This window comes from Streptomyces sp. Y1 (genome assembly GCF_041053115.1).
GTDB lineage: Bacteria > Actinomycetota > Actinomycetes > Streptomycetales > Streptomycetaceae > Kitasatospora > Kitasatospora rubellomurina.
In genome coordinates this window covers 5,694,004-5,718,254 of record NZ_CP163445.1, presented here as the reverse complement: position 1 = coordinate 5,718,254, position 24,251 = coordinate 5,694,004, and the positions used below count along the sequence as shown (strand labels likewise).

Here is a 24,251-nt window from a genome sequence, read left to right as displayed (position 1 = left end):
AGCGCTGTCGGCACTCCGGGCCGCGTCAAGCCCCGCTAGCTCGCCGAGCCTGCCAGGCAGCTGGGCCCGAGCAGCTGCTTCAGGTCCCCGAACAGCGCCGGGTCCGACTTCACCCGGTGCCGGTCGAGCCGCAGCACCGTCGTCTTGTTCCGGCTCTCCAGCCGCAGCCGGACCTCGGTCGTCCCGCGGTGGCTGCCGAGCACCTCGCCGAGCCGGGCGATCAGCGGCGGGGTGACCTTCCCGCTCGGGATGTTGATCACGATCGGTGCCTCGGCGTGCGCGTTCGACAGGTCGGGCACGGACAGCTCCATGCCCATCAGCCGCGGCACGTCCTCCCGCTTGTCGAGCTTGCCGCGCACGAACACCACGGCGTCCTCGACGAGTTGCGAGGAGACCAGCTGGTAGCTCGCCGGGAAGAACATGCAGTCGATGGAGCCGGCCAGGTCCTCCACCGTCGCGATGGCCCAGGCGTTGCCCTGCTTGGTCATCTTCCGCTGGAGGCCCGAGATGATGCCGCCGATGGTGACGATCGTCCCGTCCGGCCGGTCGGCGAGGTCGGCGACGGCGCAGTCCGCCTTGTCGGCGAGCACGTGCTCGATGCCGTGCAGCGGGTGCGAGGAGACGTACAGGCCGAGCATCTCCCGCTCCTGGGTGAGCAGGAAGGACTTCTCCCACTCCTCCTCGGAGAAGACGACGTCGAGCCCGAAGCTCGGCTCGTCCGCGGCGGCGTCGCCGCCGAAGAGGTCGAACTGCCCCTCGGCCTCCTTCCGCTTCACCCCCACCACGTTGTCGATCATCGGCTCGAACTGCGCGCTCAGCCCCTTGCGGGTGTGGCCGAGGGAGTCGAACGACCCGGCCTTGATGAGGGATTCGACGGTCCGCTTGTTGCAGACCACCGACTCGACCTTGTCGAGGAAGTCGGGGAAGGAGGTGAACTTCCCCTTCGCCTTGCGGGTCCGGATCATCGACTCGACGACCGGCCCGCCGACGTTGCGGATGGCCGTCAACCCGAAGCGAACGGTGGTGTCACCGTGCGGGGTGAAGTCCGAGTCCGACTCGTTGACGTCCGGCGGCAGCACCTGGATGCCCATCTTGCGGCACTCGTTGAGGTAGACCGCGGACTTGTCCTTGTCGTCCTTGACGGAGGTCAGCAGGCCGGACATGTACTCGGCCGGGTAGTTGGCCTTGAGGTAGGCCGTCCAGTACGAGACCAGCCCGTACCCGGCGGTGTGCGCTTTGTTGAACGCGTAGCCGGAGAAGGGGACGAGGACGTCCCAGACCGCCTGGATGGCCGCGTCGGAGTAGCCGCGCTCGCGGCAGCCCTTCTGGAAGGGGACGAACTCCGCCTCCAGGATCTCCTTCTTCTTCTTGCCCATCGCGCGGCGCAGCAGGTCGGCCTGGCCGAGCGAGTAGCCGGCGAGGATCTGCGCGGCCTTCTGCACCTGCTCCTGGTAGACGATCAGGCCGTAGGTCGGCCGGAGCACCTCCTCCAGGGGCTTCTCCAGCTCCGGGTGGATCGGGGTGATCTCCTGCTGGCCGTTCTTGCGCAGCGCGTAGTTGGTGTGGGAGTTGACGCCCATCGGGCCGGGTCGGTACAGCGCCAGGACGGCGGAGATGTCCTCGAAGTTGTCGGGCTTCATCAGCCGCAGCAGCGAGCGCATCGGCCCGCCGTCGAGCTGGAAGACGCCGAGCGTGTCGCCGCGGGCCAGCAGTTCGTAGGTCGGCTTGTCGTCGAGCGGCAGCTTCAGCAGCTCGATCTTCTCGCCCTTGTTCTTCTCGATCGCCTTGACGGCGTCGTCCATGATCGTCAGGTTGCGCAGGCCGAGGAAGTCCATCTTGAGGAGGCCGAGGCCTTCGCAAGTCGGGTAGTCGAACTGCGTGATGGTGACGCCGTCGGTGTGCCGGGTCCAGACCGGGATGTGGTCGGTCAGCGGCTCGGCGGACATGATGACGCCGGCCGCGTGCACGCCGGGCTGGCGGATCAGGCCCTCGATGCCGCGCGCGGTGTCGATGACCTTCCGGACGTCCGGGTCGCTCTCGTACAGCCCGCGGATCTCACCGGCCTCGCCGTAGCGCGGGTGGCTGCTGTCCGTGATGCCGGACAGCGGGATGCCCTTGCCCATGACGTCCGGCGGCATCGCCTTGGTGATCCGGTCGCCCATCGCGTACGGGTAGCCGAGGACCCGGGAGGAGTCCTTGATGGCGGCCTTCGCCTTGATGGTGCCGTACGTGACGATCATGGCGACCTTGTCGGATCCCCACTTCTCCGTCACGTACCGGATCACGTCACCGCGCCGGCGCTCGTCGAAGTCGATGTCGACATCGGGCATGGAGATGCGCTCGGGGTTGAGGAAGCGCTCGAAGATCAGGCCGTGCGGGATGGGGTCGAGGTCGGTGATGCCCATCGCGTACGCGACCAGCGAGCCGGCCGCCGAACCACGGCCGGGGCCCACCGCGATGCCCTGGCTCTTCGCCCACATGATGAAGTCGGCGACCACGAGGAAGTACGCCGGGAACCCCATCTGGATGATGGTGTCCATCTCGTACTCGGCGAGCTTCTTGTGCTCCTCGTCGTAGCCCTCCGGGAAGCGCCAGTCCATGCCCTCCCAGACCTTGGACCTGAAGAAGTCCGCCTCGGACTCGAAGCCCTCCGGGATGGGGAAGCGGGGCATCAGGTTCTTGAACTTGAACATGCCCTCGGTGTCGACCCGCGAGGCGACCAGGAGCTGGCTGTTGCGGCAGCCCTCCTGCCAGGCGTCCGAGGAGTCGAGCGCGTACATCTCGGCGGCGGACTTGATGTAGTAGCCGGTGCCGTCGAAGCGGAAGCGGTCCGGGTCGGACAGGTTCTTGCCGGTCTGCACGCAGAGCAGCAGGTCGTGCGCGCCGGCGTCGGCCTCGGTGGTGTAGTGCGAGTCGTTGGTGACGACCGGGGGGATGTTCAGCTTCTTGCTGATCTCCAGCAGCCCGTCGCGGACCCGCTTCTCGATGTCGAGGCCGTGGTCCATCAGCTCCAGGAAGTAGTTCTCCTTGCCGAAGATGTCCTGGTAGTCGGCGGCCGACCTCAGCGCCTCGTCGAACTGGCCCAGCCGCAGCCGGGTCTGCACCTCGCCGGACGGGCAGCCGGTGGTCGCCATCAGGCCGCCGGACAGCTCGGAGATCAGCTCCTTGTCCATCCGGGGCCACTTCACCAGCCAGCCCTCGGCGTAGGAGCGCGAGGTCAGCTTGAAGAGGTTGTGCAGGCCCTCCTTGTTCCGGGCCCAGATGGTCTTGTGGGTGTACGCGCCGGACGCGGAGACGTCGTCCTTCTTCTGGTGCGGCTGGCCCCACAGGATGCGCTTGGTGTTGGAGCGGGACTCCGGCGCGACGTACGCCTCGATGCCGATCACCGGGGTGATCCCGGCGGCCGTGGCCTGCTTGTGGAACTCGGCGGCGCCGTACATGTTCCCGTGGTCGGTCATCGCGACGTGGGTCTGGCCCAGCCGCTCGACCTCCTTGAACATCTGCTTCAGCCGGGCGGCACCGTCCAGCATCGAGTACTCGGTGTGGACGTGCAGATGCGCGAACGGCTGATCGCTCAAGGCGGGGCCTCCGGAGTCTGGTGCTGGTCTGGTGGGCCGGCGAACGCGCAGGTCACAGGGGTTACCCCTGGAAATGGATGTGGCCCGGACCGCCTCGCGGGGTCCGGACCATCACTCACACGTTCACGCGTCTACTCTAGCCCCCTCCGGCGGGGTTCATCCCAGCCCGGCGAGTCGCGCGGCGGCGGCGTTCCTGACCTCCGGATCCTCCATCGGGTCGTCCCGCAGGTAGGCCAGGCGCTCGCGCACCGGAGGCTGGTCCGGGGCCCGCCGAACGCCGAGGAGGCGGGCACCGGACTGGCAGTCCCAGAGGGACACGGCGTACGCGGTGTCCAGTCCGCCGGTGTCGATCTCCGCCAGTGCTTCGAGGTAGGCGGGGCGCTCGTACGAGTGCGGGGTGTCGTACCAGTAGCCGCGGATCAGGGGGACGGCGTCGGCGGCCTTCGGCCCGAACCGGGCGAGGCCGCGCGCCATGTCCATCGGGCCGCACCAGACGTCGTCCGCCCACTGCCGCCTCAGCTCGGCGAGGAGCACGGGGAGGTCCCGCTCCTCGCCGTGGGACGCCAGTACCCGCAACCCCTCCCGGGCCAGCCAGCGCGTGCCGGAGGCGGCCCAGTCGCGGGCGGCGGGCACGGCGAGGGCGCCGAGCCCGCGGATGTGGTCGCCCAGCAGTACCAGCGGGCGCAGGCCGTCCGCCGTGGCGAGCGAGGGGACCAGCGGGACGAGGCCGGGGTCGGGGTCACGGCGGCGCAGGACCCTCAGCACCTCGGTCTTCTCGTCCTCCGGGACGCCCGGGTCGGCCAGCAGGGCGAGGAGCCGGGGATTGTCCAAGTCGGCCAGGGGGTTGGGCTGTTGCGGCTTCTTCCGGACCGGCGGGTACGGTTCCTCCGCACGGACGTGCAGCCGCACGACCTCCTGGGCCTCCTCGGATCCGCCGCGTGCCAGCAGACGCAGGATCTCGGCGGCCCGGTCGTGGTGGTACTCGTCGCCGGCCGTCAGGACCTCGACCACCGGGTCGAGCGACAGCTCCAGGTCCCGCAGGAGCCGGGCGAGGTAGAGGGCGCGCTCGTCGACCAGGATGTCCCAGACCCAGTCGTGGCGGACGCAGGCGTGGACCAGGTCGGCCGCCTCGGCGGGGTCGGCGGTTGCTCGGAGCGCGCCCTCGCCCCGGCCGCGCTGGAGCAGGCCGAGGAGGGTGCTCGGCGGGGCGTAGTGATCGTCGTCCTCGGTCTCGTCGGGCATGCGCCCCATCGTGTCAGGCCCCACTCAGACCCGGACGGCCCCGGTCGCGGACGGCGGGGAGCAGTCCGGGCTGCTCGCGCAGACCGTCAGCCGCTGCCAGGCGCCGTCGCGCGGGACCCGCACGCTCCACAGCACCTCGGACGGCCGGCCGCAGACCGTGCAGAACCGCCTGCGCCCCGCGTCGGCGGGATGTGCGTCGGCGGGCGGCGCGTACGGGTTGTCCGGCGTCGGGGAGGCCCACGGCGGGGACAGCGGCGGCACCGGCTGGGGCACGGGCGCGGCCGCGGGTGCGGTCGGCGCCGGGTAGTCGGCGGGCGGGGGCCCGAACCCGGTGACGGGCGGCTGCGCGGGCGGCGTGGCGGGCGGGGGCGGGGTCGCCGGGGCCGCCGGGGCCGCGGGCGGTACCGGCGGCATCGGCGGGGGCGGCGGGGCCACCGGCGGGGGCGGCGGCGCGGGAGGCACGAACGGCATCGGCGGCACCGGCGGCGCGTCGGCCCAGACCCGCACCCCGCGCACCAGGGTGCGGAAGTCGTGCCGGCACTTGCCGCAGGTGGTGAGCACGGCCTCGTCGCGCTGGTCGCCGCACCCGGGGCAGAAGGTGACGGGGCGCTCGTGGGCCTCGGTGCTCTCGCAGCGGGAGCAGATGAAGTCGGGTTCCAGCTTGGCCTGGCGGAACACCGTGCTGAAGAGCTGGAAGGGGTTGGGGTCGCGTCCGGCGGTCGCGCCGAGCACGGACACCAGCATCTTGATGCGGCGGTTCCTCGTCTGCAGCCGCTTCAGGTCCAGGTTGACGACCTTGGCGTGCTTGCAGTCCCGGCAGACGCACAGCGTGCGCACGGGCAGCCGGGAGCGCATCGCCGCCTGCTGGTACAGGAACTGGAAGGTGAGCTCGTGCTCGGCCGGGACCTCCACCGTGTCGACCTCGTACCGGCCCCGGGAGAGCCCGGCCTCGATCAGCGCGGCGAGCTCGAACACCTTCGCCCTGAGCGTGTCCGGCAGCGAGGGCGCCCGGCCCGCGGACGCCTGCTCGGAGGCGATCAGCGCGGGGATCGCCAGCAGCGCGCCGACCGCGGGCATGTCGAGCACCGCCAGGCCGGCGGCCGAGACGAACCGGACGTGGGTGGTGCCCGCCCAGCCCGCCAGGCCGTTGTTCCTCGTCCCGTTCGGGAGACCACTGGGGATCATCGGGGTCAGAAGACGTCCGGGCCGTCGAACGCCGCGTCGCCGTCATGGCCGTCGTCATAGCCGTAGTCGTGGGCGTGCGCGAGGCCGTCGTCGTCGGAGGCCTGGCCGAGGGACGCCTCGGACTCGGACGATCCCGCGGCGCCGTAGCTCTCCGACACCGAGAGGTAGCTCTCGAAACCGGCCTCCGCGACCGCCACCACCTCGACGGCCTCCGCCACGTACACCTCGTTCACGTTCACGTTCACGTCGACCTCGACCGCGACCTCGACCGCGACCTCGACGGCCTCGGTCTCGGAGTAGGCGAGCGAGGCGCTGCCCTCGGTCGCGCCGTAGTCGTCCGCCGCCAGGAACCCGTCCCACTCGCGCATGCGCCCCCCAAACGTCGCCGGCATCCGGGTCGGCCTGGCCACCCGGTGCACACCCGGGGATCACAATAGGGCCCAACGACGGCACGAAACCCCGAAGTTCGGGATTGGTTGAGGGACTGTGACGAGCCGGCCGGTCAGCCGGCGAGCCGCACCTCGGCAGCCCTGCGGACCTCCGGTTCCTCCATCGGGTCGTCGCGGAGGTCGGCGATCCGGCGCAGGGCGTACGGCCGGTCGGGGGCGCGCTCGACGCCGAGCAGGCGGGCGTTCGCCTCGCAGTCCCACAGGGACTCCTGGTACGCCTCCGGCAGTCCGGCGGCGCCGATCGCGGCGAGCGCCTCCAGGTAGGCCGCGCGGTCGCGGGAGTGCGGGGTGTGCAGCCAGAAGCGGCGCAGCAGGGAGGCGGCGTCGGCGGCGGCCGGGCCGGAGCGGGCGAGGGCGGCGGCGAGGTAACCGGGGCCGGACCAGGTCCGGTTCGCCCAGGCCCGCTCCAGGGCGTCGAGGAGGGCCGGGACGTCCCGGGTGTCGCCGAAGCGGGCGAGGACGACGTGAGCGAGCTTCGCCGGCCAGGGGTCGGTGGAGGTGACCCACTCGCGGGCGGCGGGGAGCGCGAGGGCGTCGAGCCCGAGGACGACGCCCGTCAGGGCTCCGTGGGCGGCGCCGAGCGTGGGGACGAGCGGGAGGATGCGGGGGTCGGGGGCCCGGCAGGAGAGCTGGTCGAGGGCGTCGGACTTCCGCTCGTCGGGCTCGGCGGGGTCGGCGAGCAGGCGCAGCAGGTCGTCGTTCGGCAGCTCGGGGAGCCGGGCGCGGGCGGGGAGCGGGTCGCGCGGGGGGACGGGGATGCCCCAGCGCTCCCAGCAGCGGCCCCAGACGTTCGGCCGACCGCCGCCGTCGACGACGCGCCGCCGGGCCGTATCGGCGAGGTCTCCCCACCACTCGACCGGCCAGGCCTCGGCCATCCGCTCCAGGACGGTGATCCAGCGCTCGCCGTCGCGGACGTACGCGCGCAGGGCCTCGCGGGCGTCGGCGTCGGCGCCCGCCAGCAGTGCGAGGACGTCCAGGGCGCGCCGGAAGGCGTGCTCGTCGGCGGACAGGAGCTCGGCGATCGGTCCGATCTCCAGTTTCAGGTCCCGGACGAGGCGGGCGTGGTAGCGGGCCCGCTGGTCGAGCATCGGCTCCCAGGCCCACTCGTAGCGGATGCAGGCGTGGACGAGCTCGGTCGCGGCGGCCGGGTCCTCGGAGGCGATCAGGGCGCCCTGGCCCCGGCCCCGCTGGAGGAGTCCGAGCAAGGTGTTCGCCGGTGCGTACTCGTATCGCCGTTCTGCCATGGGGTCCATCGTGCCGCATGCGCACCCGGCCCCCGCCGCGCCGCCGGCGGTAGGCCCCCCGGGCCGGGCGACGGCCCCCCGCGCTCGCCCCGAGCACGAGGGGCCGCACGAGGGGCCGCACGAGAAGTCGGCCGGTCCGACTTCTCGTGCCGGTCACGACAGGTCGAAGGCGCCGCCGCCGGTGGCGTAGCCGACCGGGCACGTCAGCCGGACTCTCCACAGGCCGTGGAAGATGATGTTGGCCACGTACTCGTTGCCGTCCGAGCAGTCGATGAAGGGCTGCCAGGCGGGGCCGCTGCAGGTCTCCCAGAAGTAGGGCCCGCTGAACGCGAAGTCCCCGCAGGCGAGGTTCGCCGGCTTGTTGCCCGAGGTGATCCCGTTGCTGTGGACGGCCGGAGTGTCGCTCGCCTTCTGGAGGGTGAGCTCGGGCGAGGTCACGGTCTGCGAGGAGGTGCCGGAGTACGCCGTGAGGGCGGGCTGCGCCGCGGAGTCCGCGTGCGCGGCGGAGGTGAACGCGCCCACGGCCGAGAGGGCCAGGACCGACGCGGTGCCGAGGGCGCCGAGCGTCTTTGCGAGTGCCATGTCGTTCCACTTTCGCTGAGGCATGACGAGTCATGACCGGATGTCGGGTCGACAGGGGGCGCCCACCTGCGAGTTCGCCCCGGATCACCGGGGCGAGGGCAACGCTAGGCCAGCCGCCACGGGCGGGCGCGGGGGAAACACCGGCCGACGCTACGCATACGCTCGACCGGCCCAGGTCCCCACCCGGCAAGGATCCAGGAGGCAGGCCCTAAGGCCCTAGCCACGGATCCGCCGCCGCACCAGTTCCTTGACCTCCTCCGGCAGCGCCTGCGCCGCCAACAGGCCCGGCAGCAGCCCCGGTTCGGTGGTCACCGCGCGGAACGACCGGGCCACCGTGACGTCGTGCTCCGGGCGGTGCACCACCTCCACCGCGTCCCCCGCGCGCAACTCGCCCGGCTCGACCACCCGCAGGTAGGCGCCCGGCAGGGCCGCCTCGGTGAAGCGCCGGATCCAGCCCTCGCGCGCGAGCCAGCCCTGGAAGGTGCCGCAGGGGATGCGCGCGCAGGACACCTCCAGGACCACCTCCGGGCCGATCCGCCAGCGCTCCCCGATCAGCGCGCCGTTGACGTCCAGTCCGATCGTCGTCAGGTTCTCGCCGAACGAGCCGTCGGCCAACTCCCGCTCCAGCTCCGCCTGCCAGCCGTCCAGGTCCTCCCGGGCGTAGGCGTACACCGCCTGGTCGTCGCCGCCGTGGTTCCGCAGGTCGTACACCCGGTCCCCGGCCAGGCCGACCGCCCCCGTCCCCTTCGGCCCCGGCGCGGCCACCGCGACCGGGCCGTCCACGGGGCGCTTGTCGATCCCGGTGAGCCCGATGCCCCTCTTCCACGGGTTCGGCCGGGGCCTGCCGACGTTGACCGAGAGCAGCCGCGCACGTACGTCCATGATCCGACCGTACGGCGGGCGGGCGGCCGGTGGCCACCGCGATGGCAGACTCGGGGCCATGACTTCCCCCCTGCCCGAGCCGGACACGCAACTCTCCGATCCCGGCGTGCTCTTGCTGGACTACCTCGACTACTACCGGTCCGCGATCGGCGCCCGGATCGAGGGGATGTCCGACGCGGACCTGCGCGCCGCCCGGCTCCCGTCCGGATGGTCCACGCTCGAACTGCTCAAGCACCTCGTCCACATGGAACAGCGCTGGCTGCGCTGGGGCTTCCGGGCCGAGGACGTCCCGGCGCCCTGGGGCGACCGCGGCCCCGAGGACCGCTGGCACGTCGGCCCGCAGGAGACGGCCGCCGACCTGCTCGCCGCACTGCACGCGGGCGGCGCGTACACCCGGTCCGTCGCGTCGGGCGTGCCGCTGTCCACCGTCGCCGCGGCCGGCGGCCGCTTCCCGGACGACGGCACCCCGCGGCCCACCCTCGGCTGGATCCTGTTCCACGTCCTGCAGGAGTACGCCCGCCACGCGGGCCACCTGGACATCGTCCGGGAGCTCACAGACGGCGTCACCGGCTCGTAGCCACCGCCGATGGCACAGGAAGTCGGCCGGTCCGACTTCCTGTGCCACGGCCCGGGCTCAGTCGAGGACGAAGTAGCTCGCCCCGGAGGTCTGCACGGTCTGCCCGGGGTCCACCTCCGCCGTCACCGGCCCCTGGCAGTTCGCCGCGGCGTGCACCAGGACCGGTGAGTCCGTGCGGTTCTCGACGAAGACCCGCGGCGAGGGCGTCGCGTAGCACCCCCGCCGCGGATTCTCCTGGGCCTGCCCGTTGACCACCAGGGCCCCCGTCGCGGCCTGGGCGGGGACGGCGAGCGCGAGCACCCCGGCGGCCGCCAGCAGGCCGGCCCCCACGAAACGACGACGCATGATCGTTCTCCTCTCCACGGGCGCGCGACCGTACGCGGCGCCTCCACCGCCGATGGATTCCCCGCGGGTCCCGCCCCTGCCGGAACACCCCCGACAGCCCCTCGAACGGACGCTCCCGGTCCGACCCCGCGAACACCGCGTCCCCGTTCGCGGCCGACCGCTCCCACCGACGCCAAATCCCTTTGCCCCGAGGCGCATCGGGGCCCGACACTGGCCGCATGCTCGGATTCCCCAGAACCGACAACGAAGCCCTCGTCGCCTCCCTGGGCGACCCACAGCGCGCCGTGGCGGCCTACCGGGAGCTGCTGCGCCGCGACCACGACGCGCGCGACGCCATCCGCGCCGGCCTGTCCCACGAGGACGCCGCCGTCCGCGAAGGCTGCTGCCGCCTCCTCGACCACCTCGTCGACACCGACTCCATGGCCCAACTCATCACCATGGCCGACGATCCCGACGCGCGGGTGCGGATCGCCGCCTTCCACGCCCTGGCCTGCGACCGCTGCAAGGGCGACACCTGCGCCCCCGGCGCGGACCGGGTCCTCGACCCCGCCCTGCGCCACCTGGCCGCCGACCCCGACCCGCAGGTCCGGTCGCGGGCCGCCGAACTCGTCGGCAAGTTCGCCCACACCGACGCCGGGGCCCTCGCCGCGCTCCGGGCCTGCCACGCCGACGACCCGAGCCCGGCCGTCCGGAAGAAGGCCGGCTGGTACCTCCCCGGCGGCACCATCTACGAGCGCACCGCCCCGCGCGCCCTCCGGTAGGCGTGGGACGTCGGCCCGGCCGACGTCCCACGCGACCACTTCGCTCAAGCCGCGGGCGGCCGGGCGACCAGCCCCGGCCGCGCCGGATCCGGGCTCCGCCCCGGGCACCGCAACGTGAGCTGCCGACCGCGCGCCCGGGGCGTCCACCCGTGGTGGAGCAACGCCTCCCGGACGACGCCGGCCACCAACCCCGGCGCCACCACCACCCCGTGCTCGAACCACGCCACCACGCGCTGCCCGTCGCCGTCCTCGCCCAGGACGACGACCCCCACCCCGGCCTCGTCACCGGGCGAGACCACCCAGCGGTACCGGGCCCCGTCGACGACGAGGCCCCGCGTGCCCTTCTTCGCGATCGCCATGCCCCGAAGCCTGCCGGATCCGGGGCACGGCCCGCGCACCCGGCGGACACCGCCGTGCCCCCTCGGGCGACAGCACCACCCGGAAACTGTTGTCAGACACGGCGATCCCCAGGATGATCACGCCCGTGAACGTCCTCGTCATCCTGGTCCTGGGCCTCGCGGTGCCGCTCGCCTACCGCTACCGACTCGGCTCCCGCCTGCGGCAGTTCGGCCTGACGCGCTGGGTCGGCCCCCGCTTCGACCCGGCCGCGTACGGGCTCCCGCCCCGCGAACAGCTCAACGCGCACCGGGCCGGGCCGCCGCCCACCCACGAGCGCAAGGAGATCCGGGCCCTCGCGAACGACGCCCGGGACGGTGACTGGCGGGCCGCGGCCGCCTTCGTCGAAGCCGCCGGCCAGGACTGGGACGAACGCTGGTCCCGGCACGAACTCCTCCAGCAGCTCGCCGCCGAGGACGACACCTGGCTGAACGCCTGGCTCAGCGCCCGCCCCGGCGACGGCACCGCCGCCACCGTCCGCGCCCAGCTGCTCCTGCACCGCGCGTGGGCGGTCCGCGGCGCCGACTACGCGCACAACGTCCCGGCCGGCCGGATGGCCCGGTTCATGGTCCAGTTGAATGCCGCGATGGACGCCGCGCAGCAGGCCGCCGCGCTCGCGCCCGAGGACCCCGGGCCCTGGGTGGTCATGGTCACCGCCGCCCGTGGACTCCGGTACGACCGCGAGGAGTTCCGCCCGCTCTGGAAGGAACTCGTCGCCCGCGCCCCGCACCACTACGAGGGCCACGCCCAGGCCCTGCAGTACTGGTGCGCGAAGTGGGCGGGCAGCGACCAGCTGATGCTCGAGTTCGCCGAACGCGCCGTGCACAAGGCACCGGCCGGCAGCCCGCTCGCGGCGGTCCACCTGCACGCGCTGCGGGAACTCACCCGGCGCAAGGGCCTCTCCGCCCTCCCGTCCTCGCGCGCGGCCAAGGACCTGCTGGAGACCGTCGCCCGCTCGCTGAACCAGGTCCCCGACGACGACCCCGGCCTGCAGGGCCTCCGGCACCACCTGGCGCAGTACCTGCTCAGGGCGCGCCGCTACGACGCCGCGCTGGAGCAGTTCCGCCGCATCGGCCCCTGGTGCGGCGCGAAGCCGTGGACGGACGAGGGCGACCCCGTCGCGGCCTTCGACCTCGCCCGCGGTCTCGCGGCGCTCCGGTCCCACCCCGCGGCCAGGTCATGATCACTTCTCCCCTACCCTGTGCCGCATGACCGAAGCCCTGATGAACCTCCACCGCCAGGCCGTGGAACCGCTCCTCGCCCCGGGCGAGCGCCTGCTGGACGTCGCCACGGTCGTGCCGGTGTCCGGGGCCAAGGGCATCGGGGACGGCACGGGCGCCAAGGTCGGCAACGCCCTGGCCCGGCTCGGCGCGGTGACCGGGCAGTCGGGCAGCATCGCGAGCGGCTTCCCGAGCACGGACGGCACGGTGATGCACAGGCTGCTGATGGTCACCGACCAGCGGCTCGCCTTCGTCACGTCCTCCGTCGACCGCCGCAAGCCCGGCCAGGTCATGTGGCACGCCCCCCGCCACCTGATCCAGCGGATCGAACGCCGCCCGAGGCTCCAACTGATGGCCCGCTTCCGCCTCCACTTCACCGACGGCTCCGCCGTATCCCTGTTCACCGCCCGCCGCCGCACCATCGAGTCCCTCGCCACCCACCTCGGCCGCTAGGGCTTGGACTCGGCCCGTCCTGCCGGACGGGCCGCGCGGGAAGTCGGCCCGTCCGACGTCCCGCGCGGCAGCACGGGCCGCCCCTCAGCCGGCCGAGACCTGGAGCGCGTAGTCCACGGAGACCGCGAAGGACCCCGACGACCCCCTGATGCTCAGCGTGTGGCTGCCGGGCGCCAGCGGCTCCGCCTGCACCCACAGCCCGCAGGCCCGGGTGCTGAACCGGCCCCCGCGCTGGGTGAGCGGATTGCCCTCCACGCCGCTGATCGCCACGGTCGTCCCCTCGTACCGGTCGGGCTCCAGCGCCTTGCCGTCCAGGGTGGCGCTCCCCTTCGCCGTCGCCATGAACGCCTCGCAGTCGGCCGCCTCGCCGACGAGGTTCACCAGCGGGAACGCGACCGGCACGCCGGCGGGCACGGTGCACGAGCGCGTCACGGTCTCGCCGAAGCTGCCGGCCAGGAACCAGATGCCGCCCTTCTGCCCCTGCGCGCACAGGTGGCCGTCCCGGTCCGAGACGGGGTTCACGTCACTGGCGCTCGACGCCGCCCAGGTCCACCAGCGGCCCTGCACCTCGGCCGCGCTCAGCTTCGTCGGCGCGCCGCCGGAACCGGCAGCGGACGCCCCGGGCGACGCAGCCGAGGCACTGGACGTCCCGGACGCACTGGACGCCCCGGCGCCCGCAGACGCCGCGGGCGCCGGCGTGCTCGCGTCCGGGTGGGGCGCGGCGGGCGCGCTGGAGCATGCGCCGACCAGCGCCGTCGCGCCGACCAGCAGGGCTATGGATCTTCTGATGTGCATGCGCGAAGCGTACGAGGCCCCACCCGCCGCACCGGAAGTCGGCCCACCCGACGTCCCGCGCTGCGGCGCCCGCCGCCCGCCCCTACCGGCGGAACAGCCCGGCCCACAGGAACGGTGCCCCGAAGCGCGCCGAGTCGGGCGGCTCCTCCCGCATCCGGCGCAGTTCGACCTCCTCGTAGCCGTCGAAGATCCACCGCAGCGCCTCCGGCGAGTACGCCAGCCCGCCCTGCAGCGAGCCCGCCCGGTACAGGTCCGCGTCGCCGAGCTCCGACCCCATGCCGCCCTCCCCGGCCGCGAAGCAGGTCAGCGAGAGGACGCCGCCCGGCGCCAACACCCGCTCCAGCAGCGCCAGATAGCCGACCCGCCGATGCGGCGCCAGGTGGTGGAAGCACCCGGAGTCGACGACCAGGTCGTACGGACCGGCCAACTCCCCTCCCGCGCGGGCGAACGCGTCACCGCACAGGAACCGGACGTCCGCCCCCGCCTCCCGCGCCCGGTCCCGCGCCCAGGCCACCGCCACCGGCGACAGGTCCACGGCGTCCACCTCGAAGCCGCGCGAGGCGAGGTACAGCGCGTTCCGCCCGGGCCCGCACCCCAGGTCCAGGGCCCGCCCGGGCGCGATCGTCCCGCCCTCCACGTACCCGGCCAGGTGCTCGTCCGGCTTCGCCGCGAAGAACGGCACCGGCCGCGACCGGTCCGCGTAGAAGCCGTCCCAGAACTCCCGCCCGTCACCGGTCCGCAAGGGCGCGCCCCCGGCCCGGGGTTCCGCTGCGAAGAGCCCGTCCAGGAGCGCGAGAACGTCCTCGACGGTCCGTACGGTCCGATCCATTCGGCCCCCTCTCGAATGCCTCCGACCCTAGGCCGGGGAACGGGAAAAGACCAGGTCGGGCACCATGTGCCGAAGCCCGTGAAGGCCCACCACGGGCCCCCGCCCGCCGCGGCGGGCTCCCCACCCCGGCGCCCGCCCCCGCACCCGCCGGTGCACCCCCACAGCCCCGCTGAGGGGCACTTCCGGCCCGCGCCCGGCCCACGGGTTCCGACGGGTTTCCTCCGGCCCCGCCGCCGGAACTCCCGGCCGCCTCACACCCGTTGACCCACCATGCTGATGACGGCGAGCGTGCTCCTGATGTCCCTCCCGGTCCTGGTGCCGTTCCTGCTGGCCTCGGCCCGCTACGTCGTGGTCCGCTCCGGCCGTCCCGCCGGGCTGGCCCGCCGCCTCTCCGCCCGGCACCGGTCCGCCACCGGCCTCGGCCTCGGCGCCACCGCGACCGAGGAGTTGCACGCCCTCTTCAACGCCAACAAGCGCGTCCAGATCGAGCAGCGCCAGACCCGGCTCCTCCTGCGCGACGACGACCACGGCGACGGCGCCCCGCCCCGAGGCCTGCGGATCGACCTCGACAACGGCACCGTGACCGTCCCCCGGCGTTAGACCCCCTCCCGGTACGCCTCCAGCCGGTCCGCCAGTTCCTTCGGGTGCCCGAGCATCGGGCAGTGGTCGCCCGGCATCTCGTCCGGCCGGAAGCCGAGCCGCTCCGCGACGACCCGTCGCATCAACTCGGCCGGGAAGAAACGGTCGTCGCGCGCCAACAGGGCCCTGGTCGGCACCTCCGGCCACGCCGCCAGCGGCCACGGCCTCCCGAACGGCGCCGCCGACTGCACCCGCTGGTGCCCGGCGACGAACTCGGCGGCCAGCTCGGCCGGGGTGTCGTGCAGCACCAGCGTCCGCACGTCCTCCTCGACGCCCTCGGCGACGCCGCGCCGCCGGTCGGCCTCCTGCCGGGCCGCCCCGTAGCCGGTGTTCCCCCACCACTCCCCCGGCGACTCGCCGGGCGCCGGCACCTGCGCCTGCAGCATCACCAGCAGGTCGACGGGCACCCGGTCGCACACCAGCGGCCCGGTGAACCCGCCGAACGAGTGTGCCACGACGACGAGTTCGCCCCGCCGCTCGCCGATCGCCGCCACCACCGCGTCCGCGTACTCGACGAGCCCGGCCGACTCGTCCTCGCACGGCAGGTCCGGCGCGACCACCTCGTGGCCCCGCCCGCGCAACTCCGCGGCCAGCGGCCCCCAGTACCACGCGTCGACCGCCGCGGCATGAATCAGCACGTACGTCGCCATCGGTTCTCCCCCGAGCGTCAGCAGAGTGCCCCTGCGCCCCAACTATTCCAGAGGACACCGACATTCACCGCGTGCGAGGATCCGGCCATGTCGTCGACGATGCCGTTCGGAACGGACCTGCGCGCCGAGCTCGGCACGCCCCGCCGCAGCTGCCGCCTGGAGAGCAGCCCGCGGTCCCGGGTGTGGCGGGCCGAGGTGGACGGCACTCCGGTCGTCGTCAAGCAGCTCGTCGACGGCCCGGAGGCCGACGAGCGCTACGCCCGCGAGGTCACCGCCCTGCGGCTCGCCGCCCGCTCCGGCCCTCCCGTCACACCGCGGCTGCTCGGCACCGACCCGGCCGAGCGCGTCCTCGTCCTCGAACTCCTGGAGCACCAACAGCCCCGCGAGGACTGGCTGATCGACTACGCCACGACGCTCGCCCGCCTCCACGCGACCACCGGCCCCGCCGACGCGGGCGGCGCGCTCCCCGCCTGGTCCGGCCCGACCGAGCGCGACACCGAGTCCTTCCTCCACCTCGCCACCGCCCTCGGCGTCGAGGCCCCGTCCGCCGTCCGCGCCGAACTCGACGGCCTCCTCGCCCGCCTGCACCGCACCCCGGGCCACGCCCTGCTGCACGGCGACCCCTGCCCCGGCAACGACCTGCACACCACCCACGGCGTGCGCTTCATCGACTTCGAGCAGGCCTCGCTCGGCCACGGCATCGTCGAACTCGCCTACCTGCGCATCGGATTCCCCACCTGCTGGTGCTCCACCGCCCCGCCGCCGGCCCTGCTCGACGCGGCGGAGGCCGCCTACCGGACGGCCTGGCGCGACGCGACGGGCACCGACGTCGACGGCGACCTCACCGACGCCTGCGCCGGCTGGCTGCTGCGCGGCGACGCCCTCGTCCAGCGCGCCCACCGGGGCGCCACCGACCACCTGGCCGAACTCCCGGCGAGGGACTGGACGTGGGGCACGGCGACGGCCCGCCAGCGCCTGGCCCACCGCCTCGCCGTCGTCGACGGCCTGGCGGCCGACCGCGACGACCTCCGGCACCTCGGCCGGCTCGCCGCGGCCGTCCGCCGGGCCATGCTCACCCGCTGGCCGACCATCCGCCCGCTCCCGGCGAAGCGGCCGTAACGGCCGTAACGGCCGTCACGGCCGTCACGACCGTCACGACCGGCCCCCACCCAACCCGCCGCGCGGCTCAACGCCCCCAAGGCCCCCACCACTTGGGCGGCAGCGGGTCGGCCGGCGCGGAGGTCGGCTGGTCCGGGTGCAGCCCCAGCCGCCGCAGCACCTCGGCCCGGAAGCGAACGGCGACCGTGCCGTGCCAGTGCCCGTCCGCGCCCACGCCGCAGATCAGGTCGATCCGGACGTCCTCCCCCGCGAACGGGTACCAGTCGATCCCCCGGTCACGCAGTCAAACCGCGGTCAGCTGCCACGGCTTGGGGCTGCCGGAGACGTTGGGGAAGCAGAACAGGGTCACCCACTCGGATTCGTCCATCCCCCCATCCTCTCCGGCAACTCCCGGCAGTCGCCACCGCCTTACGCGGGCAGGTTCCCGTCCCCGCCCAGGTTGTCGACCATCCTCCGCAGCACGTTGATCGTCGTCACGAAGTCCCCCGGATCGATCCCCTCGTGCGTCCGAAGGTGCACCCGCAGGTTGCGCTCCCGGGCGCGCAGCCGCCCGGCCTCGCCCGCCCCGGTCAGCGTCATGGCGCCCTCGGCCCCCTCGACCAGCCTCTCCCGTGCGACCAGATCGTCGAACACGGCGTCGAAGTCGAGCCCGAGGTCCTCGTACCGCGCCAGTCGGTCGACCAGCGTCGCCCGGGTCCACGCCCCCGGCGCCCCGGCCACGTGGTTGAGCGTCCACCAGTGCGGCTGCGCAAGGCCCTCCACCGCCAGCTGCTCACGAAGTCCGCCGACCACCCGCCGGTACACCTCGCCGCTCCACGCCCCGATCGGCTGCCCGGCCAGTACCTCATGCGCGTACTCCTCGACTGCCACGCGAGCACCCTCCCTCTCGTCGAACCCCCGCCGAACGTCTTCACGCTAGGAGTTCAAGCCGCCTTGAGGTCAAGGCGCCTTGAGGTCAAGCCGCCCCTGGGCCGAGCCACCCCGAGGCCGAGCCCGGCAGCCGCCCGTCACCCCTGCGGCGTCCAGGCCGCCACCAGGTCGAGCAGCCCGGGGAAGCGCGCGTTCAGGTCGTCCACCCGCACGTGGCTGCGCCGCTCCAGCCCGTACTGCCGCTGCCGGGTGACGCCGGCCTCGCGCAGCGCCTTGAAGTGGTGGGTGAGCGAGGACTTGGGCCGGTCGAGGCCGAACCAGCCGCAGGAGTGGTCGAAGTCCTCGGACTCCAGCAGGAGTTTGCGCACGATCGTGAGCCGCAGCGGGTCGCTGAGCGCGCCCAGCACGGTCTCCAGCCGCAGCTCGTCGACACCCGGCTCGGCCAGCGGTTCGGGCAGGTCAGTGGGCTCCGCGATCACCTTGAAGGCCGCAACACCCTTCGCAGCACCAGCCATTGACGACTCCTCACACCGCGCATCGATCCGGCTTTCCAGTACGACTCCAATCGTACTGCATGCTAAGTTCGACTCGACTCGTACTGATGAGGCAGCCCGACCCCGAACGGGAGACACCGTCATGCCCCGAACCGCCACCGCGCCCGCGCCGCCCGCTACCGCCACCGCCCCCACCACCGGGGCGGCACCGACCACCACCCCCCTGTGGTGGATCTGGCTCGCCGCCTGGCCGGTCACCGCCGTCTTCGTCCTCTCGAACGCCGCCACCCCGCTCTACGTCCTGTGGCAGCACGACATCGGCTTCTCCAAGGGCACCCTGACCGTCGTCTTCGCCTTCTACATCGTCGGCCTGATCGGCTCGCTGCTGGTCTCCGGCGTGCTCTCCGACCGCATCGGCCGCAAGCCCGTCCTGCTCCCGGCGCTCGTCCTCGCCCTCGCCGCCTGCCTGGTCTTCGGCACCGCGACCAGCGTCGCGGCCCTGATCGTGGCCCGGCTGTTCACCGGGATCGCGGTCGGCGCCGTCGTCTCGGCCGGCATGGCCGCCGTCACCGACGTGGCCGGCCCGGCCCGCAGGCGGACGGCCGCCCTGCTCGCCTCCTGCGCGATGGTCTTCGGCGCCGGGCTCGGCCCGCTGCTCGCCGGCGTGCTCTCCGAACTGGCACCCGCGCCGACCACCACCGTCTTCGCGGTCGAGGCCGTCCTGCTGGCCACCGCCGTCCTCACCGTGCTCCGCATGCCACTGCCCCGGTCCGAGCGACGCCCCCAGCCGAAGCCGACCGGCCCCTGGATCCGCGTCCCCGGTGTGCCGGCCGGCACCGGCCGCCAACTCGCCCTCGGCATCGCGGTGTTCGCACCCGGCATCACCGCGACCTCGTTCGTGCTCTCGCTCGGCCCCTCGCTCCTCTCGGGCCTGCTCGGCACCAGCAGCCGGATCGTCGCCGGCGCGATGGCCTTCGTGATGTTCCTCGCCGCCACCGGCGTGCAGTTCGCCGTCCAGCGGCTGCGCCGCCGCACCATCCTGACGGCCGGCGCCGCGACCACCGCGCTCGGCATGCTCACCCTGGTCGCCGCCGTGCGCACCGAGGCGGTGGCGCTCCTCGTCCTGGCCGCGCTGCTGGCCGGCGCCGGCCAGGGCATGGGGCAGCTCGGCGGCCTGTCGCTGCTCAACTCGGCCGTCCCGCCGCAGCGCCTGGCCGAGGCCAACGCCGCGCTCAACGTGGGCGGCTACCTCCCGGCCGGCCTCCTGCCGGTCTCGGCCGGCTACCTCAGCGACGCGGTCGGCCTGACCACCGGCGCCACGGTGTTCGGCCTGGTCCTGCTGGCCCTCGCCGTCCTCGGCGGCCTGCTGGTCCGCGCCGCCCGCCGCCGGGTCACCGACCCCGCGTGAACCACCGCCGGGTGCGGCCGGGGGCGACCGACCGCCCCCGGCCGCACCCCTCTACCGACCGTCCGGCTCCACCGACCGTCCGGCTCCACCGACCGTCCGGCTCCACCGACCGTCCGGCTCTACCGGCCGTCCAGCTCCGCCAGGAAGTCCAGCGCCGCCGCCCAGGCCCGCTCCGCCGCCTCGGCGTCGAAGTCCGGCAGGTCCGGGTCGGTGAACAGGTGCCCGGCGCCCCGGTAGCGGTGCACCTCCACGTCCGCCCCGGCCCGCAGCATCCGCAGGTACCAGGCGTTCAGCCAGTCCTCCGGCTCGAACGGGTCGGGCTCGGCCATGTGCAGCTGCACCGGGATCTCGGTCGCCGCGTCCTCCCGCAGGTCCGAGGTGCCGTGCAGGAGCAGCAGCCCGCGCGCCTTCTCGTCGGCCAGCGCCATGTTCTGCGCGACGGCCCCGCCGAGCGCGAACCCGGCGTACACCAGCCCGTCCGCGGACAGCGGGGCGACCGCCGTCACCGCGCGCCGCAGCAGCTCCTCGCTGCCGCCGATCTCCTCCTGGTACGCGCCGGCGGCCTCGTACGCGGTCGCCGCCTCGGTGTCGTCGAAGGTCCGCCCGTCGAACAGGTCCGGCGTGTGCACGGTGTGCCCGGCGGCGCGCAGCCGGTCGGCGGCGGCGTGCACGGCCGGGCGCAGCCCGTGGGCGGAGTGGAAGAGGACGATCTGGGCCACGGTTTCGGGTCCTTCACCAGACGAGATCAGCGGTACCCACCCATGATCCCCCACCCGCGATCCCCCGCCACCGCCACCGCCACCGCCACCGTCCTAGGACACCACGTCCTTGCGCGCGAACCCGCGGAACGCCAGCGCCAGCAGCACCGCCGCGTACGAGAGCGACAGCGACACGCCCTGCAGCATCCCGCCCCACTCCAGCTGCGGCTGCAGCGCGTCCGCCCAGGCGTACTGCCAGTGCGCGGGCAGCCACTGCCGCAGGTCGCCGAGCGCGGTGATGGTGTCCAGCACCGCCGTGATGATCGACGCGAACACCGCCCCGCCGACCGCCCCGAGCGGCGCGTCCGTCGCCGTCGAGAGCCAGAACGCCAGCGCGGCGATCACGACCTCGCTCAGGAACACGAAGGCCACCGCCAGCGCGATCCGGGGCAGCGCCTCCCCGGCCGGCAGGCTGGCCCCGGCGGGCAGCTTCAGGTCGCCCCACCCGTACGCCGCCGTCCCGACCGCCAGCCCGATCGTGGGCAGCAGCACCACCGCGACCGCCGAGAACGCCAGCCCGACCGCGAACTTGCGGGCGAGCAGCCGCGCCCTGGGCACGGGGGCGGCGAGCAGATAGCGCAGCGAGGACCAGCTGGCCTCCGAGGCGACGGTGTCGCCGCAGAACAGCGCGACCGGGATCACCAGCAGGAAGCCGGTGCCGACGAACAGCATGGTGACGGCGAAGTTGGCGCCGGAGGCGGTGGCCAGTTCGATGAACGTGGTCCGGTCCGGGCGGCTGGGGGTGCCGCCGATCTGGAACGCGGCCAGGATGACGAACGGCATGACGGCGAGCACCCCGCCGACCACCATGGTGCGGCGACGCCGCAGCTGCCGCATCGCCTCCACCCGCAGCGGCAGCGTCCGGCCCGCCCGGTACCCCTCGGCATGATCCGTAGCGACCACAGAGCTCACGCCGCACCTCCTCCGATCAACGACAGGAACGCGTCCTCCAGCCGGCGCTGCGGCCCGGCGCTCTCCACCGGCACCCCGAGCCGCACCAGCTCGGCGAGCAGGTCGCTCGCCGCCAGCCCGTCCAGCCGGACGAGCAGTCCGCCCTCGACGGCCTCCGCCGAGCCGACCCCGGCCAGCGCGCCGACCTTCCCGGCGACGTCCTCCGGGTCGCAGCCCGCCGCGACGCCGATCATCAGCAGCTCGCCGGCGCCGACGATCTCGCCGACCGGCCCGGCCGTGACCAGCCGTCCGCGGTCCATGACCACCAGGTCGGTGCAGCTCTGCTCGACCTCGGCCAGCAGGTGGCTGGAGACGATGACGGTCCGCCCGCCGGCCGCGTACCGGATCATCACCTCGCGCATCTCGCGGATCTGCGGCGGGTCGAGCCCGTTGGTCGGCTCGTCGAGGATCAGCAGGTCCGGCATGCCGAGCATGGCCTGGGCGATGGCGAGCCGCTGCCGCATGCCCTGCGAGTACGTCCGCACGGCGCGCTCCAGCGCCTCGCCGAGGCCGGCGATCTCCAGCGCCTCCGCGAAGTGCGCGTCGGCCTCCGGTCGCCCGGTGGCCTGCCAGTACAGCCGCAGGTTGGCCCGTCCGCTGAGGTGCGGCAGGAAGCCGGCGCCCTCGACGAACGCGCCGACCCGGGAGAGCACGGGGGCGCCGGGCCGGACGAGGTGTCCGAAGATCCGGATCTCCCCGGCGTCCGGCCGGATCAGGCCCATCAGCATCCGCAGCGTGGTGGTCTTGCCGGCGCCGTTCGGGCCGAGCAGCCCGAGCACCTGCCCCTGCTCCACCCGGAAGCCCAACTCCCGTACGGCGTAGCGGTCCTGGGAGCCCTTGTAGCGCTTGCTCAGCCCGGTGATCTGCAGCGGCACCCCGGCCAGCTCCGGATCGAACTCCACATCAGCGACCCTCCGACGCCGCAGCCGGGGCACCAGCAGAAGAGCGGCCGCCACCGCCACGGCGACCAGCGGCAGCGCCCAGGTCCGGGCCGGCAGCGGCGCCGCCTCGGTGACCAGCTCCTCGACGGTCGGCACGCTCAGCGCCCCGGCCGGGGTGACCTGGTAGGTGGCCGGCTCGACGGGCGAGGCGTAGGCCAGGTCGGTGGCCGCGAGCACGAGGCGCAGCCGGTGCCCGGCCGGGAAGTCGTGGTCGACGGCGGGCAGCGCCACCGTCACCGTCCGCCCGGCGTCCGCGCCGGTGACCCGCAGCGGGGCGGCGAGCTGCTGCGGCAGCACCGCCTTCCCGTCCGGCCCGACGTCGTACAGCTTCGCGAACAGCACCGCGTCCGACCGGTCGGCCTTGACCCGCACGGGCACGGTCGGCTGCCCGGTCAGGTGCAGCGCCTTGTCCAGCGGTTCCGAGTCGAAGGCGGCGTTCTGCCCGGGGAAGTCCAGCGACAGCCCGGCGCCGAGCGAGGCCGCCTGGCTGAGCGCGCCGATGCCGGGCAGCGTCGAGATGTTGGGCGGCGCGCCGCCGGGCGGGTTGGCGACGGTCTTCTCCCCGTCGGCCAGCTCCACCGTCCGCGTCCCCGTCCCGCCGAGCCCCGGGTACCGGTCCGCCGTGGCCCCGCGCAGCACCGCTTGGAATCCGGTCGAGTCGACGCCCCCGGTCCGGGTGACCCGGAACGCCGGCCCGGTGTCGCCGCCACCAGAGCCCTTCAAGTAGCGGTCGAACCAGGCCGTCACCCGGTCGTCCACCCGCGCACTGGTGTCCGTCCCGCCGTCGTGCCCGCCCGCGAACCAGTCCACCGCGACGGGCGCGCCGTTGGCCGCGACGGCCCGCGCGATCCGGTCTCCCTGGTCGAGCGGGAACAGCGAGTCCTGCTGCCCCTGCACGACCAGCGTCGGCGCCTTGAGCTGCCCGGCCACCGAGGACGGGCTGGAGCGGTCGAGCAGCGCGACGGCCTCCGGGTCGGCGTGCCCGGCGGTGGCCACCCGGTTGTACATCTGGCACAGCGACTCCAGGAACCGCCCGCAGCCGACCGGCCCGTCCCCGCCCTGCTGCGGCTTGTCGCCGGCGCGCGGCGCACCGCCGGAGGGCCCGAGGTCGCCGGCGGAGCCGGTGGTGAAGAAGATCCCGGCCCACAGCTTCTTGAACACGCCGTCCGCCGCGCCCGAGCCCTGCACGCCCTGCGGGAACAGCGCGTCGGCCAGGTTCCACCAGGTGATCTGGGTGGCCACGGCCTTGATCCGGTGGTCGTACGCGGAGGCGAGCAGCGAGATCGCGCCGCCGTAGGAGGCGCCGGTGATGCCGACCCGCGGGTCGCCGGGCCCGTCGAGCTGCACCTCGGGGCGCTGGGCCAGCCAGTCCACCAGGTGCTTGACGTCCTCGACCTCGCGGTCCGGCGCGTTGAGCCCGATCTTCCCGCCCGAGTGCCCGAAGCCGCGCGCCGACCAGGTCAGCACCGCGTACCCCTGCCGGGCGAGCTGCTGGGCGCGCTCGCGCTCGCCCTCCTTCGAGCCGCCGAAGCCGTGCGCGAGCAGCACCGCCGGGCGCGGGCTGTCGCCGGTGGTGAAGAACGAGGTGTCCAGCTGGACCTGCTGGGTGCTGCCGGGCGTCTCCGGCATGCTGAGGAATCGGTCCTCCTCACGGACCGTCCGCTCGCCGCCCGAGGCCACCGTGGCCGTGCCGACCCCGGCCACCGCCACCAGGGCCACCGCCCCGGCCAGCACCCTGCGTCTCACGGACGTCTTCCGGCCGCGCCAACGCCGCCACGCCCCACCGAACTCCATGGCCGCTGATCGTATCGGCCGCCCCGGTAGGCGTCCGATAAGGCCACCCCCCGAGCCACCGCACCTTTTGCCCGGTTCGCACCGGTGAA

The 24,251-nt window shown here is 73.9% G+C and carries 25 protein-coding genes; 7 read left to right on the top strand and 18 right to left on the bottom strand.

From position 1 onward, the window contains the following. Positions 1 to 35: 35 nt before the first annotated feature. The 7 genes from dnaE to AB2U05_RS24790 form a co-directional block, all read right to left on the bottom strand. The gene (gene dnaE, locus AB2U05_RS24820; RefSeq protein ID WP_045692100.1) at positions 36 to 3,578 is read right to left on the bottom strand and encodes a DNA polymerase III subunit alpha; all 3,543 of its coding nucleotides are present in this window, start codon (positions 3,576 to 3,578) and stop codon (positions 36 to 38) included. Positions 3,579 to 3,734: 156 nt separating this feature from the next. Next, a complete protein-coding gene (locus AB2U05_RS24815) occupies positions 3,735 to 4,820 on the bottom strand; it encodes a hypothetical protein (RefSeq protein WP_369184287.1) in 1,086 nt (361 codons plus the stop codon). A 24-nt stretch (positions 4,821 to 4,844) separates the two neighbouring features. Continuing rightward, complete coding sequence (locus AB2U05_RS24810) at positions 4,845 to 6,005, bottom strand: hypothetical protein (RefSeq protein ID WP_052706611.1); 1,161 nt, start codon at positions 6,003 to 6,005, stop codon at positions 4,845 to 4,847. A gap of 5 nt (positions 6,006 to 6,010) precedes the next feature. Next, the gene (locus AB2U05_RS24805) at positions 6,011 to 6,373 is read right to left on the bottom strand and encodes a hypothetical protein (RefSeq protein WP_369184286.1); all 363 of its coding nucleotides are present in this window, start codon (positions 6,371 to 6,373) and stop codon (positions 6,011 to 6,013) included. A 134-nt stretch (positions 6,374 to 6,507) separates the two neighbouring features. After that, positions 6,508 to 7,698 carry a hypothetical protein gene (locus tag AB2U05_RS24800; RefSeq protein ID WP_369184285.1) on the bottom strand — a complete coding sequence of 397 codons (1,191 nt, stop codon included), beginning with the start codon at positions 7,696 to 7,698 and terminating at the stop codon, positions 6,508 to 6,510. Positions 7,699 to 7,851: 153 nt separating this feature from the next. Further along, positions 7,852 to 8,280 (bottom strand): hypothetical protein, encoded by a 429-nt coding sequence (locus AB2U05_RS24795; RefSeq protein WP_045692104.1) that lies wholly within the window; start codon positions 8,278 to 8,280, stop codon positions 7,852 to 7,854. A 216-nt stretch (positions 8,281 to 8,496) separates the two neighbouring features. Beyond that, complete coding sequence (locus tag AB2U05_RS24790) at positions 8,497 to 9,162, bottom strand: MOSC domain-containing protein (RefSeq protein ID WP_045692105.1); 666 nt, start codon at positions 9,160 to 9,162, stop codon at positions 8,497 to 8,499. A gap of 58 nt (positions 9,163 to 9,220) precedes the next feature. Between AB2U05_RS24790 and AB2U05_RS24785 the strand changes: the two genes are divergently transcribed. Then, the gene (locus AB2U05_RS24785) at positions 9,221 to 9,739 is read left to right on the top strand and encodes a DinB family protein (RefSeq protein WP_045692106.1); all 519 of its coding nucleotides are present in this window, start codon (positions 9,221 to 9,223) and stop codon (positions 9,737 to 9,739) included. A 57-nt stretch (positions 9,740 to 9,796) separates the two neighbouring features. Here the strand turns inward: AB2U05_RS24785 and AB2U05_RS24780 are convergent, their stop codons facing one another. Beyond that, positions 9,797 to 10,084 (bottom strand): hypothetical protein, encoded by a 288-nt coding sequence (locus AB2U05_RS24780; RefSeq protein WP_157881966.1) that lies wholly within the window; start codon positions 10,082 to 10,084, stop codon positions 9,797 to 9,799. Between the two features lie 218 nt (positions 10,085 to 10,302). Here AB2U05_RS24780 and AB2U05_RS24775 point away from each other — a divergent pair, with 218 nt between their 5' ends. Then, entirely contained in the window at positions 10,303 to 10,845 is a 543-nt protein-coding gene (locus AB2U05_RS24775) for a HEAT repeat domain-containing protein (RefSeq protein ID WP_045692107.1), read from the top strand. Positions 10,846 to 10,889: 44 nt separating this feature from the next. Here AB2U05_RS24775 and AB2U05_RS24770 read toward each other — a convergent pair whose 3' ends face one another. Continuing rightward, positions 10,890 to 11,204 (bottom strand): hypothetical protein, encoded by a 315-nt coding sequence (locus AB2U05_RS24770; protein WP_045692108.1) that lies wholly within the window; start codon positions 11,202 to 11,204, stop codon positions 10,890 to 10,892. A gap of 125 nt (positions 11,205 to 11,329) precedes the next feature. Here AB2U05_RS24770 and AB2U05_RS24765 point away from each other — a divergent pair, with 125 nt between their 5' ends. Continuing rightward, positions 11,330 to 12,424, top strand: coding sequence for a hypothetical protein (locus tag AB2U05_RS24765; protein WP_369184284.1), 1,095 nt, complete (start codon positions 11,330 to 11,332; stop codon positions 12,422 to 12,424). 25 nt (positions 12,425 to 12,449) lie between these two features. Beyond that, positions 12,450 to 12,914, top strand: a complete 465-nt coding sequence (locus AB2U05_RS24760; RefSeq protein ID WP_045692109.1) for a hypothetical protein — start codon at positions 12,450 to 12,452, stop codon at positions 12,912 to 12,914. A gap of 84 nt (positions 12,915 to 12,998) precedes the next feature. Here AB2U05_RS24760 and AB2U05_RS24755 read toward each other — a convergent pair whose 3' ends face one another. Together AB2U05_RS24755 and AB2U05_RS24750 are read right to left on the bottom strand one after the other, a co-directional pair. Next, positions 12,999 to 13,709, bottom strand: a complete 711-nt coding sequence (locus AB2U05_RS24755; RefSeq protein ID WP_369184283.1) for a signal protein — start codon at positions 13,707 to 13,709, stop codon at positions 12,999 to 13,001. 82 nt (positions 13,710 to 13,791) lie between these two features. After that, entirely contained in the window at positions 13,792 to 14,538 is a 747-nt protein-coding gene (locus tag AB2U05_RS24750; RefSeq protein ID WP_369184282.1) for a class I SAM-dependent methyltransferase, read from the bottom strand. Between the two features lie 297 nt (positions 14,539 to 14,835). Here AB2U05_RS24750 and AB2U05_RS24745 point away from each other — a divergent pair, with 297 nt between their 5' ends. Next, positions 14,836 to 15,138, top strand: coding sequence for a DUF6191 domain-containing protein (locus AB2U05_RS24745; RefSeq protein WP_369184281.1), 303 nt, complete (start codon positions 14,836 to 14,838; stop codon positions 15,136 to 15,138). Here the strand turns inward: AB2U05_RS24745 and AB2U05_RS24740 are convergent. After that, positions 15,135 to 15,827, bottom strand: a complete 693-nt coding sequence (locus AB2U05_RS24740) for an alpha/beta fold hydrolase (protein WP_369184280.1) — start codon at positions 15,825 to 15,827, stop codon at positions 15,135 to 15,137. The two genes, AB2U05_RS24745 and AB2U05_RS24740, sit on opposite strands and share 4 nt — an antisense overlap. Before the next feature lie 87 nt (positions 15,828 to 15,914). On the opposite strand from AB2U05_RS24740, the gene AB2U05_RS24735 reads away from it, so the two are divergent. Further along, positions 15,915 to 16,946 carry an aminoglycoside phosphotransferase family protein gene (locus AB2U05_RS24735; RefSeq protein ID WP_369184279.1) on the top strand — a complete coding sequence of 344 codons (1,032 nt, stop codon included), beginning with the start codon at positions 15,915 to 15,917 and terminating at the stop codon, positions 16,944 to 16,946. A gap of 67 nt (positions 16,947 to 17,013) precedes the next feature. Here AB2U05_RS24735 and AB2U05_RS24730 read toward each other — a convergent pair whose 3' ends face one another. The 3 genes from AB2U05_RS24730 to AB2U05_RS24720 all read right to left on the bottom strand — a co-directional run bounded on the left by AB2U05_RS24730 (position 17,014) and on the right by AB2U05_RS24720 (position 18,331). Next, positions 17,014 to 17,160, bottom strand: coding sequence for a hypothetical protein (locus AB2U05_RS24730; RefSeq protein WP_208615387.1), 147 nt, complete (start codon positions 17,158 to 17,160; stop codon positions 17,014 to 17,016). 194 nt (positions 17,161 to 17,354) lie between these two features. Further along, complete coding sequence (locus AB2U05_RS24725; protein ID WP_369184278.1) at positions 17,355 to 17,816, bottom strand: MarR family transcriptional regulator; 462 nt, start codon at positions 17,814 to 17,816, stop codon at positions 17,355 to 17,357. Between the two features lie 137 nt (positions 17,817 to 17,953). After that, positions 17,954 to 18,331 (bottom strand): ArsR/SmtB family transcription factor, encoded by a 378-nt coding sequence (locus AB2U05_RS24720; RefSeq protein WP_369184277.1) that lies wholly within the window; start codon positions 18,329 to 18,331, stop codon positions 17,954 to 17,956. A gap of 121 nt (positions 18,332 to 18,452) precedes the next feature. On the opposite strand from AB2U05_RS24720, the gene AB2U05_RS24715 reads away from it, so the two are divergent. After that, on the top strand, positions 18,453 to 19,718 hold the full coding sequence (locus AB2U05_RS24715) for an MFS transporter (RefSeq protein WP_369184276.1): 1,266 nt from the start codon (positions 18,453 to 18,455) through the stop codon (positions 19,716 to 19,718). A 119-nt stretch (positions 19,719 to 19,837) separates the two neighbouring features. Here AB2U05_RS24715 and AB2U05_RS24710 read toward each other — a convergent pair whose 3' ends face one another. The 3 genes from AB2U05_RS24710 to AB2U05_RS24700 form a co-directional block, all read right to left on the bottom strand. After that, positions 19,838 to 20,437: a dienelactone hydrolase family protein gene (locus AB2U05_RS24710; RefSeq protein ID WP_045692117.1), complete on the bottom strand. Its 600-nt coding sequence runs from the start codon at positions 20,435 to 20,437 to the stop codon at positions 19,838 to 19,840. A 93-nt stretch (positions 20,438 to 20,530) separates the two neighbouring features. Next, entirely contained in the window at positions 20,531 to 21,388 is an 858-nt protein-coding gene (locus tag AB2U05_RS24705; protein WP_045692118.1) for an ABC transporter permease, read from the bottom strand. Further along, complete coding sequence (locus tag AB2U05_RS24700) at positions 21,385 to 24,162, bottom strand: alpha/beta fold hydrolase (RefSeq protein WP_369184275.1); 2,778 nt, start codon at positions 24,160 to 24,162, stop codon at positions 21,385 to 21,387. The genes AB2U05_RS24705 and AB2U05_RS24700 overlap by 4 nt, the downstream gene beginning before the upstream one ends. Positions 24,163 to 24,251: the final 89 nt, after the last annotated feature.